Annotated in this window: 14 protein-coding genes; 10 read left to right on the top strand and 4 right to left on the bottom strand. The window is 63.2% G+C overall.

All coding sequences use genetic code 11. From position 1 onward, the window contains the following. Positions 1-87: 87 nt before the first annotated feature. Together pap and N436_RS14455 are read left to right on the top strand one after the other, a co-directional pair. Entirely contained in the window at positions 88-1,581 is a 1,494-nt protein-coding gene (gene pap / locus N436_RS14460; protein WP_060497562.1) for a polyphosphate:AMP phosphotransferase, read from the top strand. Between the two features lie 254 nt (positions 1,582-1,835). Continuing rightward, positions 1,836-2,798 (top strand): DMT family transporter, encoded by a 963-nt coding sequence (locus tag N436_RS14455; protein WP_110741402.1) that lies wholly within the window; start codon positions 1,836-1,838, stop codon positions 2,796-2,798. Between the two features lie 123 nt (positions 2,799-2,921). Here N436_RS14455 and N436_RS14450 read toward each other — a convergent pair whose 3' ends face one another. Further along, complete coding sequence (locus N436_RS14450) at positions 2,922-4,316, bottom strand: class II fumarate hydratase (RefSeq protein WP_110741401.1); 1,395 nt, start codon at positions 4,314-4,316, stop codon at positions 2,922-2,924. A 154-nt stretch (positions 4,317-4,470) separates the two neighbouring features. On the opposite strand from N436_RS14450, the gene N436_RS14445 reads away from it, so the two are divergent. From N436_RS14445 to N436_RS14415, 7 genes are all read left to right on the top strand, one after another. Beyond that, positions 4,471-4,995 (top strand): DUF2059 domain-containing protein, encoded by a 525-nt coding sequence (locus N436_RS14445; RefSeq protein ID WP_003252642.1) that lies wholly within the window; start codon positions 4,471-4,473, stop codon positions 4,993-4,995. Positions 4,996-5,005: 10 nt separating this feature from the next. Next, on the top strand, positions 5,006-5,302 hold the full coding sequence (locus N436_RS14440; protein ID WP_016715010.1) for a BolA family transcriptional regulator: 297 nt from the start codon (positions 5,006-5,008) through the stop codon (positions 5,300-5,302). A 220-nt stretch (positions 5,303-5,522) separates the two neighbouring features. Further along, on the top strand, positions 5,523-6,455 hold the full coding sequence (locus N436_RS14435) for a rhodanese-related sulfurtransferase (RefSeq protein WP_105945975.1): 933 nt from the start codon (positions 5,523-5,525) through the stop codon (positions 6,453-6,455). 3 nt (positions 6,456-6,458) lie between these two features. Continuing rightward, positions 6,459-7,091, top strand: a complete 633-nt coding sequence (locus N436_RS14430) for a DsbA family protein (RefSeq protein WP_110741400.1) — start codon at positions 6,459-6,461, stop codon at positions 7,089-7,091. Continuing rightward, the gene (locus N436_RS14425) at positions 7,084-8,916 is read left to right on the top strand and encodes an ABC transporter ATP-binding protein (RefSeq protein WP_110741399.1); all 1,833 of its coding nucleotides are present in this window, start codon (positions 7,084-7,086) and stop codon (positions 8,914-8,916) included. Before N436_RS14430 ends, N436_RS14425 begins: the two co-directional genes overlap by 8 nt. Positions 8,917-9,040: 124 nt before the next feature. Continuing rightward, positions 9,041-11,497: an EAL domain-containing protein gene (locus tag N436_RS14420; RefSeq protein ID WP_105945977.1), complete on the top strand. Its 2,457-nt coding sequence runs from the start codon at positions 9,041-9,043 to the stop codon at positions 11,495-11,497. Between the two features lie 30 nt (positions 11,498-11,527). Further along, positions 11,528-12,313 carry a TenA family transcriptional regulator gene (locus tag N436_RS14415; protein WP_016715014.1) on the top strand — a complete coding sequence of 262 codons (786 nt, stop codon included), beginning with the start codon at positions 11,528-11,530 and terminating at the stop codon, positions 12,311-12,313. Positions 12,314-12,432: 119 nt separating this feature from the next. Here the strand turns inward: N436_RS14415 and N436_RS14405 are convergent, their stop codons facing one another. Genes N436_RS14405 through ubiG form a run of 3 tightly spaced genes read right to left on the bottom strand, consistent with a single transcriptional unit; the run spans position 12,433 to position 14,575 of the window. Next, a complete protein-coding gene (locus N436_RS14405) occupies positions 12,433-13,173 on the bottom strand; it encodes a YciK family oxidoreductase (protein ID WP_020371284.1) in 741 nt (246 codons plus the stop codon). 29 nt (positions 13,174-13,202) lie between these two features. Further along, on the bottom strand, positions 13,203-13,874 hold the full coding sequence (mupP, locus tag N436_RS14400; RefSeq protein WP_110741398.1) for an N-acetylmuramic acid 6-phosphate phosphatase MupP: 672 nt from the start codon (positions 13,872-13,874) through the stop codon (positions 13,203-13,205). Positions 13,875-13,876: 2 nt separating this feature from the next. Then, positions 13,877-14,575 (bottom strand): bifunctional 2-polyprenyl-6-hydroxyphenol methylase/3-demethylubiquinol 3-O-methyltransferase UbiG, encoded by a 699-nt coding sequence (ubiG, locus tag N436_RS14395; protein ID WP_016715017.1) that lies wholly within the window; start codon positions 14,573-14,575, stop codon positions 13,877-13,879. Between the two features lie 110 nt (positions 14,576-14,685). Here ubiG and mtnA point away from each other — a divergent pair, with 110 nt between their 5' ends. Then, positions 14,686-15,762, top strand: a complete 1,077-nt coding sequence (mtnA, locus tag N436_RS14390) for an S-methyl-5-thioribose-1-phosphate isomerase (RefSeq protein ID WP_110741397.1) — start codon at positions 14,686-14,688, stop codon at positions 15,760-15,762. The last annotated feature ends 268 nt before the right edge of the window (positions 15,763-16,030 follow it).

The raw sequence follows: 16,030 nt of genomic DNA, 5'->3' as shown, positions 1-16,030 counted from the left end.
GGGATTTTATGCCATCTGATGATTTTGCGCAGGCACAGGCGGCCCACAAATCCGCTAGTCTTGCTTATCCATTGAAGGAGCCAGTGCATGTTCGAATCCGCCGAAATCGGCCACAGCATCGACAAGGAGGCTTACGACGCCGAGGTACCCGCTTTACGCGAGGCCCTGCTCGAAGCCCAGTACGAACTCAAGCAGCAGGCGCGCTTCCCGGTGATCGTGCTGATCAACGGCATCGAAGGTGCCGGCAAGGGTGAGACGGTAAAACTGCTCAACGAGTGGATGGACCCGCGCATGATCGATGTGCTCACCTTCGACCAGCAGACCGACGAAGAGCTGGCCCGCCCGCCGGCCTGGCGCTATTGGCGGGCCTTGCCCCCCAAGGGGCGGATGGGCGTGTTCTTCGGCAACTGGTACAGCCAGATGCTGCAGGGGCGGGTGCACGGGGTATTCAAGGATGCCGTGCTCGACCAGGCCATCATGGGCGCCGAGCGCCTGGAGCAGATGCTGTGCGATGAAGGTGCGCTGATCATCAAGTTCTGGTTCCACCTGTCCAAGAAGCAGATGAAGGCGCGGCTGAAATCGCTCAAGGACGACCCGCTGCACAGCTGGAAGATCAGCCCGCTGGACTGGCAGCAGTCCGAAACCTACGACCGTTTCGTGCGCTTTGGCGAACGCGTGCTGCGCCGCACCAGCCGCGACTACGCGCCGTGGCACATCATCGAAGGCGTCGACCCGAACTACCGCAGCCTGGCGGTCGGGCGCATCCTGCTGGAAAGCCTGCAAGCCGCGCTGGCCAACAACCCCAAGGGCAAGCATCAGGGCAACGTCGCCCCGCTGGGCCGTAGCATCGACCAGCGCAGCCTGCTCGGTGCCCTGGACATGACCGTGCGGCTGGACAAATCCGACTACCAGGAACAGCTGGTCACCGAACAGGCCCGCCTGGCCGGCCTGCTGCGCGACAAGCACATGCGCAGGCACGCGTTGGTGGCGGTGTTCGAAGGCAACGACGCCGCCGGCAAGGGCGGCGCCATCCGCCGGGTGGCAGCGGCGCTGGACCCGCGCCAGTACCGTATCGTGCCGATTGCCGCACCCACCGAAGAAGAACGCGCGCAGCCTTACCTGTGGCGGTTCTGGCGGCATATTCCGGCACGCGGCAAGTTCACCATTTTCGACCGGTCCTGGTATGGCCGGGTGCTGGTCGAGCGGGTGGAGGGCTTCTGCAGCCCGGCCGACTGGATGCGCGCCTACAGCGAGATCAACGACTTTGAAGAGCAGTTGGTGAATGCCGGCGTGGTGGTGGTCAAGTTCTGGCTGGCGATTGATCAGCAGACCCAGCTGGAGCGCTTCGAAGAGCGTGAGCAGATTCCGTTCAAGCGTTACAAGATCACCGAGGACGACTGGCGCAACCGCGACAAGTGGGACGACTACGTCCAGGCCGTAGGCGACATGGTCGACCGCACCAGCAGCGAGATCGCGCCGTGGACGTTGGTGGAGGCCAACGACAAGCGCTGGGCGCGGGTGAAGGTGTTGCGGACCATCAACCAGGCGCTTGAGGCGGCGTTTGCCAAGGACAAGAAATAGCTGAAGTTCTCAACAGTCTGTTCTGGCCTCTTCGCGGGCTCGCCCGCTCCCACAGGATTACCACAAAGCTGGATGTTGTGGAGTCCCTGTGGGAGCGGGCGTGCCCGCGAAGAGGCCGGTACAGGCACCTCACCTGCCAAGCCATGCCCCGGAAGAATGACCTGATGAATTATTTTCTCGGCATCCGCCCACGCCTCAGTCCTTCAACCCCGTAGAATTCAATCACCCCCACCACGGGCTTGATCGAGGACTTTATGCATACCACTTCCGGCCGCTGGGGCTATGGCCTGTTCCTGGCACTTCTGACGGCGCTGCTCTGGGGGATTTTGCCGATCAAGCTCAAGCAGGTGCTGCAAGTGGTCGACCCGGTCACCGTCACCTGGTACCGCCTGCTGGTTTCCGGTGGCTTGCTGTTCGCCTGGCTGGCAGCTCAGCGGCGCTTGCCGTCGTTCAGCAAACTGGCGCCCAAGGGCAAAGGCTTGGTAGTGGTCGCCGTACTTGGCTTGATGGGCAACTACGTGCTGTACCTGATCGGCCTCAACCTGTTGAGCCCCGGCACTGCGCAACTGGTGGTGCAGATCGGCCCCGTGTTGTTGCTGGTGGCCAGCGTGTTCGTGTTCCGTGAGCGCTTCAGCCTGGGGCAGGGCGTGGGCTTGCTGATTCTGCTGGCGGGTTTTGGGTTGTTCTTCAACCAGCGCCTGGAAGAGCTGCTGACCTCGTTGGGCACATACACCACCGGCGTGCTGACCATCTTGCTGGCCACCAGCATCTGGGTGTTCTACGCACTGAGCCAGAAACAGTTGCTGACCGTGTGGCATTCGCAGCAGGTGATGATGGTGATTTACCTCAGTTGCGCCGCGCTGCTGACGCCTTGGGTGCATCCGCTGGAAGCGTTGCAACTGACCCCGGTGCAGGGTTGGTTGCTGCTGGCTTGCTGCCTGAACACGCTGGTGGCCTATGGCGCGTTTGCCGAAGCGCTGGCGCATTGGGAGGCATCGCGGGTGAGCGCCACGCTGGCGTTGACGCCGCTGGTGACCTTTGTGGCGGTGGCCGTGGCGGCCTTGGTGTGGCCTGAATTTGTTCAGGCTGAGGACATCAATGCCCTGGGCTATGTCGGGGCGGTTACAGTGGTGTTCGGCTCGGCGCTGGTGGCGCTGGGGCCGTCGCTGGTGGCCGGGTGGCGGGCCCGCAAGGCTCGGTTGGCTCAGGCTCATTGATCGTCTGTACTGGCCCTATCGCCGGCAAGCCAGCTCCCACAGGATCACCACAGGCCTGAATATTGTGGGGTACCTGTGGGAGCTGGCTTGCCGGCGATAGGGCCAGTACAGGCAATAAAGAACTTAGCCCTTGCCACCCGGTGCCAGCATGTTCTCCGGCCTTACCCACTGGTCGAACTGCTCATTGGTCAGGTACTTCAACTCCAGCGCTGCCTCGCGCAAGGTCTTGCCCTCGTTATAAGCCTTCTTGGCAATCTCCGCCGCCTTGTCATAGCCAATATGCGGGTTAAGTGCCGTCACCAGCATCAACCCGCGCTCCAGGTGCTCAGCCATCTGCCCGGCATCCGGCTCAATGCCCGCCACGCAGTGCTCCTGGAAGTTGCGACAGCCATCCGCCAGCAACTCGATCGACTGCAGCAGGTTATGGATGATCACCGGCTTGAACACGTTCAACTGCAAGTGCCCCTGGCTGGCGGCAAAGCCGATGGCCGCGTCGTTGCCCAGTACCTGGCAGGCCAGCATCGACAGCGCCTCGCACTGGGTAGGGTTGACCTTGCCCGGCATGATCGAGCTGCCGGGTTCGTTGGCTGGCAGGCGTACTTCGGCCAGCCCGGCACGCGGGCCGGAGCCGAGCAGGCGCAGGTCATTGGCAATTTTCATCAGGGCGACGGCCAGGGTCTTCAAAGCGCCCGCCAGGCTGGTCAGCGGTTCGTGGCCGGCGAGGGCGGCAAACTTGTTCGGCGCGGTGACGAACGGCAGGCCGGATTCCGCCGCCAGCTCGGCAGCGATGGCCTCGGCAAAGCCATGCGGGGCGTTAAGGCCGGTACCCACGGCGGTGCCGCCTTGGGCCAGTTCACACACCGCTGGCAGAGTAGCGCGGATGGCTCGCTGGGCGTAATCGAGCTGGGCGACGAAGGCGGAAACCTCCTGGCCGAAGGTGATCGGCGTGGCGTCCATCATGTGCGTACGGCCGGTCTTCACCAGCTTTTGGTGGCGCGCCGACAACTCGGCCAGGCCCGACGACAGTTCGATGATGGCCGGCAGCAGTTTTTCATGCACTGCCTGGGCTGCAGCAATGTGCATGGCGGTGGGGAAGCAGTCGTTGGAGCTTTGCGAGCGGTTGACGTGGTCGTTGGGGTGCACCGGCGCCTTGCCGCCACGGCCCTTGCCGGCCAGTTCGTTGGCGCGCCCGGCAATCACTTCGTTGACGTTCATGTTGCTCTGGGTGCCGCTGCCGGTCTGCCAGACGACCAACGGAAACTGATCGTCATGCTGGCCGTCCAGCACCTCGTCGGCGGCCTGTTCGATCAGCCGGGCGATGTCGGCCGGCAGGTCGCCATTGCGGTCGTTGACGCGTGCAGCGGCCTTCTTGATCAGCGCCAGGGCGTGCAGCACCGCGAGGGGCATGCGTTCCTTGCCAATGGCGAAGTTGATCAGCGAACGCTGGGTTTGCGCACCCCAGTAGGCGTCCTCCGGAACTTCGACCGGGCCCAGGCTGTCTGTCTCGATACGGCTCATTCTGTAGTCACTCCTGTGTAGTTCGAATTCGCAGTTTAGGCCCTGAATCGACAGAGCGGTTCCGTCGCTCGTCGTGCCACTTGAGCACATCGCCACCACGGCGCAGAATGCTCTACTCTGAGGTACCCGCCTCCCTCTCTTTGAAGGAAATGCAATGACCCGTCTCCGTGTCCTTTGTGCCGCCGTTGCCCTGGTTTGCGCCAGCGGCCAGGTGCTCGCTGCCACCGCCAGCCATAACGCTGCTGCCGAGAAGTTCCTGACCCTGGCCAACGCCGACAAGCTGGGCACCCCGGTGTACATGCAAGTGCAGCAGATGTTCGCCCAGCGCTTCGCCCAGACCAAGGCCCCGGCCGCCAAGCAGCCGGTGCTGGAAAGCTACCAGGCCAAGGCCAACGCCGCACTGGACAACGCCATCGGCTGGAACAAGCTGAAGCCGAAGATGGTCGACCTGTACACCCAGACGTTCACCGAGCAGGAACTGAAAGACCTGGTCAAGTTCTACGAATCGCCGCTGGGCAAGAAAGTGCTGCGTGAAATGCCCAAGGTCACCCAGCAGTCGGCCCAGCTGACCCAGCAGAGCCTGGAACCCGCAGTACCGGTGGTAAACAAGCTGCTGGAAGACATGACCAAAGAGCTGGACCCGAACGCTGGCAAGGCCGCCGCGCCGGCTAAGAAGTGAGTACGCCGCAATGACCATGCAGCAGCGCATTGAACAGCAACTGGCGGCCTTGGCGCCGGAACACCTGCAAGTGCTCAACGAAAGCCACATGCACAGTCGTGGTCAGGAGACCCACTACAAGGCAGTGATCGTCAGCGAGCAGTTTGCCGGGTTGAACAGTGTCAAGCGCCACCAGAAGGTGTACGCCACGATGGGTGAGCTGATGGGCGAAATTCACGCCCTGGCCATCCACACCTACACCGCCGAAGAGTGGGCCAAGGTCGGCGTTGCACCGGCCTCGCCGGTGTGTGCGGGCGGCGGGCACTGAAACCTTTTTGTTGTTCTGGTAGAATCCGCTTCATCCCAAAGGGGGCTGCTGTGCAGCCCATCGCCGGCAAGCCAGCTCCCACAGGTAAAGCACCCTTCTTGAAAGCGGTGCAGTACCTGTGGGAGCTGGCTTGCCGGCGATGGGGCGCGCAGCGGCCCCCTTGTTTATTGTGTAACCCGGTCCGCCCCTTACGAGGGCAACCACCTGGAGATCTTGCTTCATGTCCCAAGCCATCGTCGTCGCGGCGCTGTACAAGTTCGTCACCCTGGAAGACTACGTCGAGCTGCGTGAGCCGCTGCTCAAGGCCATGCTCGACAACAACGTCAAAGGCACCCTGCTGCTGGCCCACGAGGGCATCAACGGCACCGTGTCGGCCACCCGCGAAGGCATCGATGGCCTGCTGGCCTGGCTGCGCAACGACCCGCGTCTGGTCGATGTCGACCACAAAGAGTCGTACTGCGACGAACAGCCGTTCTACCGCACCAAGGTCAAGCTCAAGAAAGAAATCGTCACCCTCGGCGTGCCAGGCGTAGACCCCAACCAGGCGGTCGGCACCTATGTCGAGCCCAAGGACTGGAACGCCCTGATCAGCGACCCGGAAGTGCTGCTGATCGACACCCGCAACGACTACGAAGTGGCCATTGGTACCTTCAAAGGCGCCATCGACCCCAAGACCGAGACCTTCCGTGAGTTCCCGGAGTACATCAAGGCCAACTTCGACCCGAGCAAGCACAAGAAGGTCGCCATGTTCTGCACCGGCGGCATCCGTTGCGAAAAAGCCTCCAGCTACATGCTCGGTGAAGGCTATGAGGCGGTCTATCATCTTAAGGGCGGCATCCTGAAATACTTCGAGGAAGTGCCTCAGGAAGAAAGCCTGTGGGACGGCGACTGCTTCGTCTTCGACAACCGCGTCACGGTGCGCCATGACCTGAGCGAAGGCGAGTACGACCAGTGCCACGCCTGCCGCCACCCGATCAATGCAGAGGAACGCGCGTCCGAGCACTATTCGCCAGGGGTCAGCTGCCCGCATTGCTGGGACACCCTGAGCGAAAAGACCCGGCGCAGTGCCATCGACCGGCAGAAGCAGATCGAGCTGGCCAAGGCCCGCAACCTGCCGCACCCGATCGGTTACAACTACAAAGCCGAGGCTTGATGCATGTCTGCACGCCTGATCTATGTGATGGACCCGATGTGCTCCTGGTGCTGGGGTTTCGCGCCAGTGGCGGCGGCCCTGATCGCCCAGGCGCGTGAGGCCGGTATCGCCACCCGTCTGGTGGTGGGCGGGCTGCGTACCGGTGGCAGTGCGCTGGACAGCTCTACCCGCAAGTACATCCTCGAACACTGGCAGGCGGTGGCCGATGCCACCGGCCAGCCGTTCCGCTTCGAGGGGGCCATGCCCGACGGCTTCGTCTACGACACCGAACCGGCCTGCCGTGCCCTGGTCACAGCCCGCGAGCTGGACGCCGAGCGCGTCTGGCCGCTGCTGGCGCTGATTCAGCGTTCGTTCTACGAGCAGGGCGTGGATGTGACCACCGCGCCGCAGTTGGTCGAACTGGCCGAACAGGCAGGCTTCGACCGTGCCGTGTTCGCCGAAACCTTCGCCCGTGCCGACACCCGTGCGGCCACTGCGGCCGACTTCAGCTGGGTCCAGGACCTGGGTATCGCCGGTTTCCCGACCTTGCTAGCCGAGCGCAACGGCCAACTGGCCTTGCTGACCAACGGCTACCAGCCGCTGGAGCGCCTGCAACCCTTGCTCGGCCGTTGGCTGCAGCAGGCCGCCTGTGCTTGATGTGCCTGGGTCACCCGACCCGGTACCGGGCAAGCCATACACTGCGGCCGATCGGCTGAGCTGGGCGGAAATCCGCCGCCTGGCCCTGCACCACAAGCAAAACCTCTGGTCCGCCAACCTCATCGCTGTGCTGGCGGCGTGTTGCAGCGTGCCCATTCCGCTGCTGCTGCCGTTGCTGGTGGATGAAGTGCTGTTGGGCCACGGCGATGCCGCGCTGAAGTGGATGAACCACCTGCTGCCGTCCAGCTGGCAGGTGGCAGCCGGCTACATCGGCCTGATGCTGGTGCTCACCCTGTGCCTTCGCCTGGCGGCGCTGGCGTTCAACGTGATCCAGGCCAAGCTGTTTGCCGGCTTGGCCAAGGACATCGTCTACCGCCTGCGAATTCGTCTTATCGAGCGGCTCAAGCGCATTTCGCTGAAGGAATACGAAAGCCTGGGCAGCGGCACGGTAACCACTCACCTGGTCACCGACCTGGACACCCTCGACAAGTTCGTGGGCGAAACCCTAAGCCGTTTCCTGGTGGCCATGCTGACGTTGACCGGCACGGCGGCGATCCTGATCTGGATGCACTGGCAGCTGGCGTTGCTGATCTTGCTGTTCAACCCGCTGGTGATCTACTTCACCGTGCAGCTGGGCAAGCGCGTCAAACACCTGAAAAAGCTCGAAAACGACAGCACCGCGCGTTTTACCCAGGCGCTGGCGGAAACGCTCGATGCCATTCAGGAAATCCGTGCCGGCAACCGCCAGGGCTACTTCCTGGGCCGCCTTGGCCTGCGTGCCCGCGAAGTGCGCGACTACGCCGTGGATTCGCAGTGGAAAAGCGATGCCAGTGGCCGTGCCAGTGGCCTGCTGTTCCAGTTCGGCATCGACATTTTCCGGGCAGCAGCCATGCTCACCGTGCTGTTCTCCGACCTGTCGGTCGGCCAGATGCTGGCGGTGTTCAGCTACCTGTGGTTCATGATCGGCCCGGTGGAACAGCTGCTCAACCTGCAATACGCCTACTACGCCGCTGGCGGTGCGCTGAGCCGCCTCAACGAGCTGCTGGCGCGTGCTGACGAGCCGCAATACCCGGCCGCCTGCGACCCGTTCGCCGGGCGCGACACGGTGGGCATCGAGGTGCGCGACTTGCGTTTTGCCTATGCCGACGAGCCAGTGCTGGATAACCTGGACCTGTCCATCGCCCCGGGTGAAAAGGTGGCAATTGTCGGTGCCAGTGGCGGCGGCAAAAGCACCTTGGTGCAGCTGTTGCTGGGCCTTTATAGCGCCCAGGCCGGTACCATCCGCTTTGGCGGTGCCAGCCTGCAGGAAATCGGCCTGGAAACCCTGCGTGAAAACGTGGCGGTGGTGTTGCAGCACCCGTCACTGTTCAACGACACCGTGCGCGCCAACCTGACCATGGGCCGCGACTGCAGCGACGACGCTTGCTGGCAAGCGCTGCGTATCGCTCAGCTGGATGCCACCATTGCGGCCTTGCCGCAGGGCCTGGACAGTGTGGTGGGGCGCTCTGGCGTGCGCTTGTCCGGCGGCCAGCGTCAGCGCCTGGCCATCGCCCGCATGGTGTTGGCCGAGCCCAAGGTGGTGATTCTCGACGAGGCCACCTCGGCGCTGGATGCGGCCACCGAGTACAACCTGCATCAGGCATTGGCGCGCTTCCTCAGCGGCCGTACCACGCTGATCATCGCCCACCGCCTGTCGGCGGTGAAACAGGCCGACCGGGTGCTGGTATTCGATGGTGGGCATGTCGCCGAAGATGGCGACCACCAGCAGCTGATTGCCGAAGGTGGGTTGTATGCCAAGCTTTATGGGCACCTGCAGCAGAGCTGACGTTCAAACTGTACAAATCCCCCGATTCCCTGTCATAAAAATCCCCTCCACAACGATGGCAAATGGCCTACGCTGTGCTTGTCTGGGTTGATTTGCGCCTTATCTGCTCTGTGACAGGGAATCCATGAAGGGACATCGCACTCTAGAAGCGCCTAAGTTGCTCGGCATCACCTGGCCCTTCATCGCCGTTGTGGTCTTCCAGGTGGCGCTGGGCAGCCTCAGCCTTTATACGCTGTCGGCCGTGCGCGCCTATGTCGCGGGCGAAAGCCTGTGGTCCAAGGCGCAGAAAGACGCCATCTACTACCTTAACCTGTACGCCGAAACCCGCGACGACAGCACCTATCAGCGCTATCGCCAAGCCATTACCGTGCCGCAGGGTGACCACCAGTTGCGCGAGGTGCTCGACCAGCCCAACCCTGATCTGGATGCCGCTCGCCGGGCGGTGCTGCAGGGCGGCAACCACCCCGACGATGTCGAGCGGATCATCTGGTTCTACCGCAATTTCCGCAACATCAGCTATATGCAGACAGCCATCGACTACTGGGACATCGGCGACGATTACCTGGCCAAGCTCGATGTGCTGGCTGGCGAGATGCGCCAGAGCTTTGCCACTGGCTCTGTAGACGCCCAGGCAGTGAGTGCCTGGAAAGCCCGTATCGTCACCATCAACGAGGGTGTCACACCCGCCGCCAAGGCGTTCAGTGATGCGCTGGGTGAAGGCTCGCGGATGCTGTTGCGGGTGTTGCTGATCACCAACCTGCTGACGGCCATGTTCCTGATTACCATCGCCTGGCGCCGCTCCAGCAAGCTGCTGGCCCAGCGCCAAGCCTTCGCCAGTGCGCTGCAGGAGGAAAAGGAGCGGGCACAGATCACCCTTCAGGCCATTGGTGATGCGGTGATCACCACCGATGTGGAGGGCAGCATCGGCTACATGAACCCGGCCGCCGAGCAACTGACCCACTGGCAGTCTGGTCAAGCCCAGGGCCTGCCGTTGTCAGCGCTGTTCAGCCTGGTGGATGAGCAGGCTGAAGAAGATGGCAGCAGCCTGGTCGAGCAGGTGCTTAGCGGTAGCCTCAAAGGCGGCGCGGAGCACGCCCGGCTGATTCAGCGCCTGGATGGCAGTACCGTGTCGATCAATCTGGTAGGTTCGCCCATCGTCAGCGATGGCCAGGTCAGCGGCATCGTACTGGTACTGCATGACATGACCCAGGAACGCCAGTACATCGCCAACCTGTCCTGGCAGGCCACTCACGATGCCCTGACCGGCCTGGCCAACCGCCGCGAGTTCGAGTATCGCCTGGAGCAGGCGCTCAATGGCCTGGCGCGCCAGGCTGGGCGGCATTCGCTGATGTTCCTTGACCTCGACCAGTTCAAGCTGGTGAACGACACCTGCGGCCACGCCGCCGGTGACGAGCTGCTGCGGCACATCTGCGCCGTGCTGCAATCCGGCCTGCGTGAAGGCGATACCCTGGCGCGGCTGGGGGGTGACGAATTTGGCGTGCTGCTGGAAAACTGCCCGCCCGACCAGGCCGAGCGCATTGCCGAACAGTTACGCCAGATGGTGCAGAGCCTGCATTTCGTGTGGAAGGGGCGGCCGTTCGTCACCACGGTCAGTGTTGGCCTGGTGCACATGGCCCAGGCCCCCGGTACCCTCGAAACCTCGCTGCGCGCTGCCGACATGGCCTGCTACATGGCCAAGGAAAAGGGGCGCAACCGCGTGCAGGTGTACCACGCCGATGACAGCGAGCTGTCCATGCGCTTTGGTGAAATGGCCTGGATCCAGCGTTTGCATGTGGCCCTGGAAGAAAACCGCTTCTGCCTGTACGCCCAGGAAATTGCCCCGCTGAAAACGTTCGAAGGCCCGGGCCATATCGAAATCCTGCTGCGCCTGCACGACGAAAGTGGCCGTACCATTCTGCCCAGCAGCTTCATTCCGGCAGCCGAGCGCTATGGCCTGATGACCGCGCTGGACCGCTGGGTGGTGCGCAATGTGTTCCAGGTCATCCGCCAATGCCTGGACGAAGGGCGTGAAGGGCCGCTGTCGATCTGCGCGATCAACCTGTCAGGGTCGAGCATCGGCGATGACAAGTTTCTCGAGTACCTGCAGCGGCTGTTTGTCGAATACGCCATCCCGCCGCGGATGATCTGTTTCGAAATCACCGAAACCAGCGCCATTGCCAACCTGGGTAGCGCCATCCGCTTCATCAACGAGTTGAAGGGGCTGGGCTGCCGCTTCTCGCTCGATGATTTTTGCGCTGGCATGTCTTCGTTCGCCTACCTCAAGCATTTGCCCGTGGATTTCCTGAAAATTGACGGCAGTTTCGTCAAGGACATGCTCGACGACCCGGTCAACCGGGCCATGGTCGAGGTCATCAACCATATCGGCCATGTCATGGGGAAACGCACCATTGCCGAGTTCGTCGAAACACCCTTGATCGAGCAGGCCCTACAGGAAATAGGCGTGGATTACGCCCAGGGTTACCTGATCGAACGCCCGCAGGTGTTCACCTGTGACAGTCTGCAGCGCCAACGGATCGCCGCCCGGCCTCTGTTGCAGCGCGCACCTGGCACGTTTCGCTAGCTAGAAATCACAAGGATCAAGGAGCTGAAAGTGATTGATGCATTCGTTCGTATCGGGCCTTTGATGGACCCCGCCAGCTACCCCCAGTGGGCCCAGCAACTGATTGAAGACTGTCGCGAAAGCAAGCGCCGGGTGGTCGAGCATGAGTTCTATGCGCGCCTGCGCGATGGCCAGCTCAAGCAGTCGACCATTCGCCAGTACCTGATCGGTGGCTGGCCGGTGGTGGAGCAGTTTTCGCTGTACATGGCCCACAACCTGACCAAGACCCGTTATGGGCGGCACCAGGGCGAAGACATGGCGCGGCGCTGGTTGATGCGCAATATCCGGGTTGAGCTGAACCACGCCGACTACTGGGTGAACTGGTGTCAGGCGCATGGCGTACACCTGCATGAGTTGCAGGCCCAGGAAGTGCCACCCGAGCTGAACGGGTTGAACGACTGGTGCTGGCGTGTGTGTGCTACCGAGAACCTGGCCATTTCCATGGCAGCGACCAACTACGCCATCGAGGGGGCTACCGGGGAGTGGTCGGCGGTGGTGTGCTCGACCGATACCTACGCACTGGGCTTCCCGGAGGACCAGCGCAAGCGGGCGATGAAGTGGCTGAAGATGCATGCCCAGTATGACGATGCGCACCCGTGGGAGGCGCTGGAGATCATCTGTACCCTGGCGGGCGAGAACCCGACGCTGGGGCTGCGCACCGAGCTGCGCAGGGCGATTTGCAAGAGTTACGACTGCATGTTCCTGTTTTTGGAGCGGTGCATGCAGCTGGAAGGGCGCCAGCAAGGCCGGTTGCGGCCGGCGTTGGCAGCAGGCTGATCTGCTCTCCTGTTCCGGCCTCTTCGCGGGCTTGCCCGCTCCCACAGGATAATCACCGCCCGCGAGGGCAGCGCAGTACCTGTGGGAGCGGGCAAGCCCGCGAAGAGGCCGGGACAGGTTTATTGGGCGTTGAACGCCTGCCCATTCACCCCGGTGCTGTCCGGCCCCATCAGGTACAGATACACCGGCATGATCTCTTCGGGCAGCGGGTTGTTCTGCGGGTTCTCGCTGGGGTAGGCCTGGGCGCGCATCGCCGTGCGCGTGGCGCCCGGGTTGATGCTGTTGGAACGCACCGGCGCCACGCCTTCCAGCTCGTCGGCCAGGGTCTGCATCAGGCCCTCTGTGGCGAACTTCGACACGCCATAGGCACCCCAGTAGGCCCGGCCCTTACGCCCGACGCTGCTGCTGGTGAACACCACCGACGCGTCTTGCGACAGTTTCAACAGTGGCAGCAGGGTGCTGGTGAGCATGAAGGTGGCATCGACGTTGATGTGCATCACGCGCATGAAGTTGTCGCCCGACAACTGTTCCAGCGGCGTGCGCGGGCCAATGATCGAGGCATTGTTCAGCAGGCCGTCCAGGCGGCCGAACTGATCCTCGATCATCACCGCCAGTTCGTCGTACTGGTGGGGCAGGGCGGTTTCCAGGTTGAACGGGATGACCACCGGTTGCGGATGCCCGGCGGCTTCGATCTGGTCGTAGACCTCGTTCAGGTTGGCCTCGGTCTTGCCCAGCAGCAGCACGGTGGCGCCCAGCGCGGCGTAGGCCTTGGCGGCAGCGGCACCGATGCCGCGGCCGGCACCGGTAACCAGAATGACCCGGCCTTGCAGCAGGTCGGGGCGGGCGGTGTAGTCGAACATGGTAGGTCCTTCGTGTTCGTTGGCGGGGTTCAGCAGCCGCACAGCGCGCTGTCGATCACTTTGCGCAGTTCCAGCGGGTGGTCCACCACCACGTCGGCACCCCAGTTGTTAGGGTTGTCCTCTGGATGAATATAGCCGTAACGCACCGCCGCCGTGCGGGTGCCGGCATCGCGGCCAGACTCGATGTCGCGCAGGTCGTCGCCGACGAACAGCACGCTGGCCGGGTCCAGGTCCAGGGTTTTGCAGGCCAGGATCAGCGGCTCGGGGTCGGGCTTGCTGTTTTTCACATGGTCCGGGCAGATCAGCAATGCCGAACGCTCGGCCAGGCCCAGCTGCTGCATGATCGGCTCGGCGAAACGCACCGGCTTGTTGGTGACCACGCCCCACACCAGGTTGCCTTTCTCGATGTCGGCCAGCAACTCGGCCATGCCGTCGAACAGCTTGCTGTGCACCGCGCAGTCGCGCTGGTAGCGCTCCAGGAACTCCAGGCGCAGGGCCTCGAAGCCTTCGGCTTCCGGGTCCATGGCAAACGTGGCGGCTACCATGGCGCGGGCACCGCCCGAGATCACGTCGCGGATCAGGTTGTCGTCAACGGCCGGCAGGCCGCGCTCGGCGAGCATGGCCTGGCAGATGGCGATGAAGTCTGGCGCCGTGTCCAGCAAGGTGCCGTCCATGTCGAAGAGTACTGCTCGCAAACGCATGCTCATTCCTCGCGCAGGGTCTGGATCATGTAGTTGACGTCGACGTCGCTGTTGAGCTTGTAATGCTTGGTCAGCGGGTTGTAGGTCAGGCCGATGATGTCTTTGACTTCAAGGCCGGCAGCGCGGCTCCAGGCGCCCAGTTCGGATGGGCGGATGAACTTCTTGAAGTCGTGGGTGCCGCGCGGCAGCATCTTCAGGATGTACTCGGCGCCGACGATGGCCAGCAGGTAGGCCTTGGGGTTGCGGTTGATGGTGGAGAAGAACACCTGGCCGCCCGGTTTGACCATGCGGTAGCAGGCGCGAATCACCGAAGACGGGTCGGGCACGTGCTCGAGCATTTCCAGGCAGGTGACCACGTCGAACTGTTCAGGCATCTCTTCGGCCAGGGCTTCGGCGGTAATCTGCCGGTATTCCACCTGCACGCCGGACTCCAACTGGTGCAGTTGGGCCACGGCCAGGGGGGCTTCGCCCATGTCGATACCGGTCACCGTGGCGCCACGCAGGGCCATGGCTTCGCTGAGGATGCCGCCGCCGCAGCCGACGTCCAGCACCTTCTTGCCGGCCAGGCTGGCGCGTTCGTCGATCCAGTTGACGCGCAGCGGGTTGATTTCGTGCAGCGGCTTGAACTCGCTTTCGCGGTCCCACCAGCGGTGGGCCAGCGCTTCGAACTTGGCGATTTCGGCGCGGTCGACGTTGCTCATTGAACAGTCCTCTGAAACTTCGCAAAATTGCGCCGGAGTATACCCGAGCGCTCGGCCCCGAGGGTCGCTATAATCGCCGGCTTTTGATATCCGAACGACGGGGAGAGGCGATGCGCGAGCGACTTTTGGCGGCGGAGCAGGTGACCGGGATCCGCTGGCAGGGCGGCGTCTTGCACCTGCTCGACCAGCGCCTGCTGCCCTCGGATGAACGCTGGCTGGCCTGCGACAATGTCGCGCAGGTGGCGGCGGCGATCCGTGACATGGCGGTGCGCGGCGCCTCGGCCATTGGTATTGCCGCCGCTTACGGCCTGGTGCTGGCCCTTGAAGAGCGGCTGGCCGAAGGTGGCGATTGGGAAATGGACCTTGAAGAGGACTTCCTCTGCCTCGCCGAGGCGCGTCCCACCGCAGCCAACCTGTTCTGGGCGCTGAACCGTATGCGCGAGCGCCTGCAGCGCCTGCGCCCGGATGAAGACGTGCTGGCAGCGCTGGAGGCCGAAGCCGTGGCCATCCATGAAAGCGACCGTGAAGCCAACCTGACCATGGCTCAGCAAGGCATCGAACTGATTCGTCGTCACCAGGGCAATGCCCAGACCCTGCTCACCTATGGCAATGCCGGTGCGCTGGCCAGCGGCGGCTTTGGTACCGCGTTGGGGGTGATCCGCGCCGGCTACCTCGAAGGCATGGTCGAGCGGGTGTATGCCGGCGAAACCCGCCCCTGGCTGCAAGGCTCGCGCCTGACCGCCTGGGAGCTGGCCAACGAAGGCATCCCGGTCACCCTGTGCGCCGACTCGGCGCTCGCCCACCTGATGAAGACCAAAGGCATCACCTGGGTGGTGGTGGGCGCGGACTGCATCGCTGCCAATGGTGACGTGGCCAGCAAGATCGGCACCTACCAGCTGGCGGTCAGCGCCATGCACCACGGTGTGCGCTTCATGGTGGTGGCGCCGAGCACCAGCATCGACCTGAACCTGGCCACTGGCGAGGATATTCCGCTGGAAGAGCGCGCGGCCGACGAACTGCTGGACATTGCCGGTACCCGGGTGGCGCCGGATGTGGAGGTGTTCAACCCGGTGTTCGACGTGACCCCGGCCGACCTGATCGACGTGATCGTGACCGAGCGAGGCATTGTCGAACGCCCGGATACCGCCAAACTGGCGCAGTTGATGTGCCGCAAGCGGTTGCATTGATAGCCTGAAAAACGCGTACCTTGTGGGAGCGGCCTTGTGTCGCGATTGGGCCGCAAAGCGGCCCCGGGATCTTGGCGAAGACGCAAAAATTGCCGGGGCTGCTGCGCAGCCCTTTCGCGACACAAGGCCGCTCCCACAATGACCGTGCACCGCCGTACAGATCTCCCCACCGCCCCCGCCTTTGTGATAACATCCGGCAGTTTCCAAGACCGCCCATCACGGCGGCCTTCATTGCGCAGATCCATGGCACAACTCATTGATTTGTCGT

This window comes from Pseudomonas sp. RV120224-01b, from assembly GCF_003208145.1.
Taxonomy (GTDB): domain Bacteria; phylum Pseudomonadota; class Gammaproteobacteria; order Pseudomonadales; family Pseudomonadaceae; genus Aquipseudomonas; species Aquipseudomonas monteilii.
The sequence above is the reverse complement of the archived record's forward strand: the minus strand, read 5'-3'. Positions and strand labels throughout refer to the sequence as shown.

Bases quoted from the DNA above. Each gene is read 5' to 3' on its own strand.
- N436_RS14445 (WP_003252642.1), top strand. From the start codon at position 4,471: ATGACCCGTCTCCGTGTCCTTTGTGCCGCCGTTGCCCTGGTTTGCGCC.
- mupP (WP_110741398.1), bottom strand. From the start codon at position 13,874: ATGCGTTTGCGAGCAGTACTCTTCGACATGGACGGCACCTTGCTGGAC.
- N436_RS14420 (WP_105945977.1), top strand. From the start codon at position 9,041: ATGAAGGGACATCGCACTCTAGAAGCGCCTAAGTTGCTCGGCATCACC.
- N436_RS14430 (WP_110741400.1), top strand. From the start codon at position 6,459: ATGTCTGCACGCCTGATCTATGTGATGGACCCGATGTGCTCCTGGTGC.
- pap (WP_060497562.1), top strand. From the start codon at position 88: ATGTTCGAATCCGCCGAAATCGGCCACAGCATCGACAAGGAGGCTTAC.
- N436_RS14455 (WP_110741402.1), top strand. From the start codon at position 1,836: ATGCATACCACTTCCGGCCGCTGGGGCTATGGCCTGTTCCTGGCACTT.
- N436_RS14405 (WP_020371284.1), bottom strand. From the start codon at position 13,173: ATGTTCGACTACACCGCCCGCCCCGACCTGCTGCAAGGCCGGGTCATT.
- N436_RS14435 (WP_105945975.1), top strand. From the start codon at position 5,523: ATGTCCCAAGCCATCGTCGTCGCGGCGCTGTACAAGTTCGTCACCCTG.
- ubiG (WP_016715017.1), bottom strand. From the start codon at position 14,575: ATGAGCAACGTCGACCGCGCCGAAATCGCCAAGTTCGAAGCGCTGGCC.
- N436_RS14440 (WP_016715010.1), top strand. From the start codon at position 5,006: ATGACCATGCAGCAGCGCATTGAACAGCAACTGGCGGCCTTGGCGCCG.
- N436_RS14450 (WP_110741401.1), bottom strand. From the start codon at position 4,316: ATGAGCCGTATCGAGACAGACAGCCTGGGCCCGGTCGAAGTTCCGGAG.
- mtnA (WP_110741397.1), top strand. From the start codon at position 14,686: ATGCGCGAGCGACTTTTGGCGGCGGAGCAGGTGACCGGGATCCGCTGG.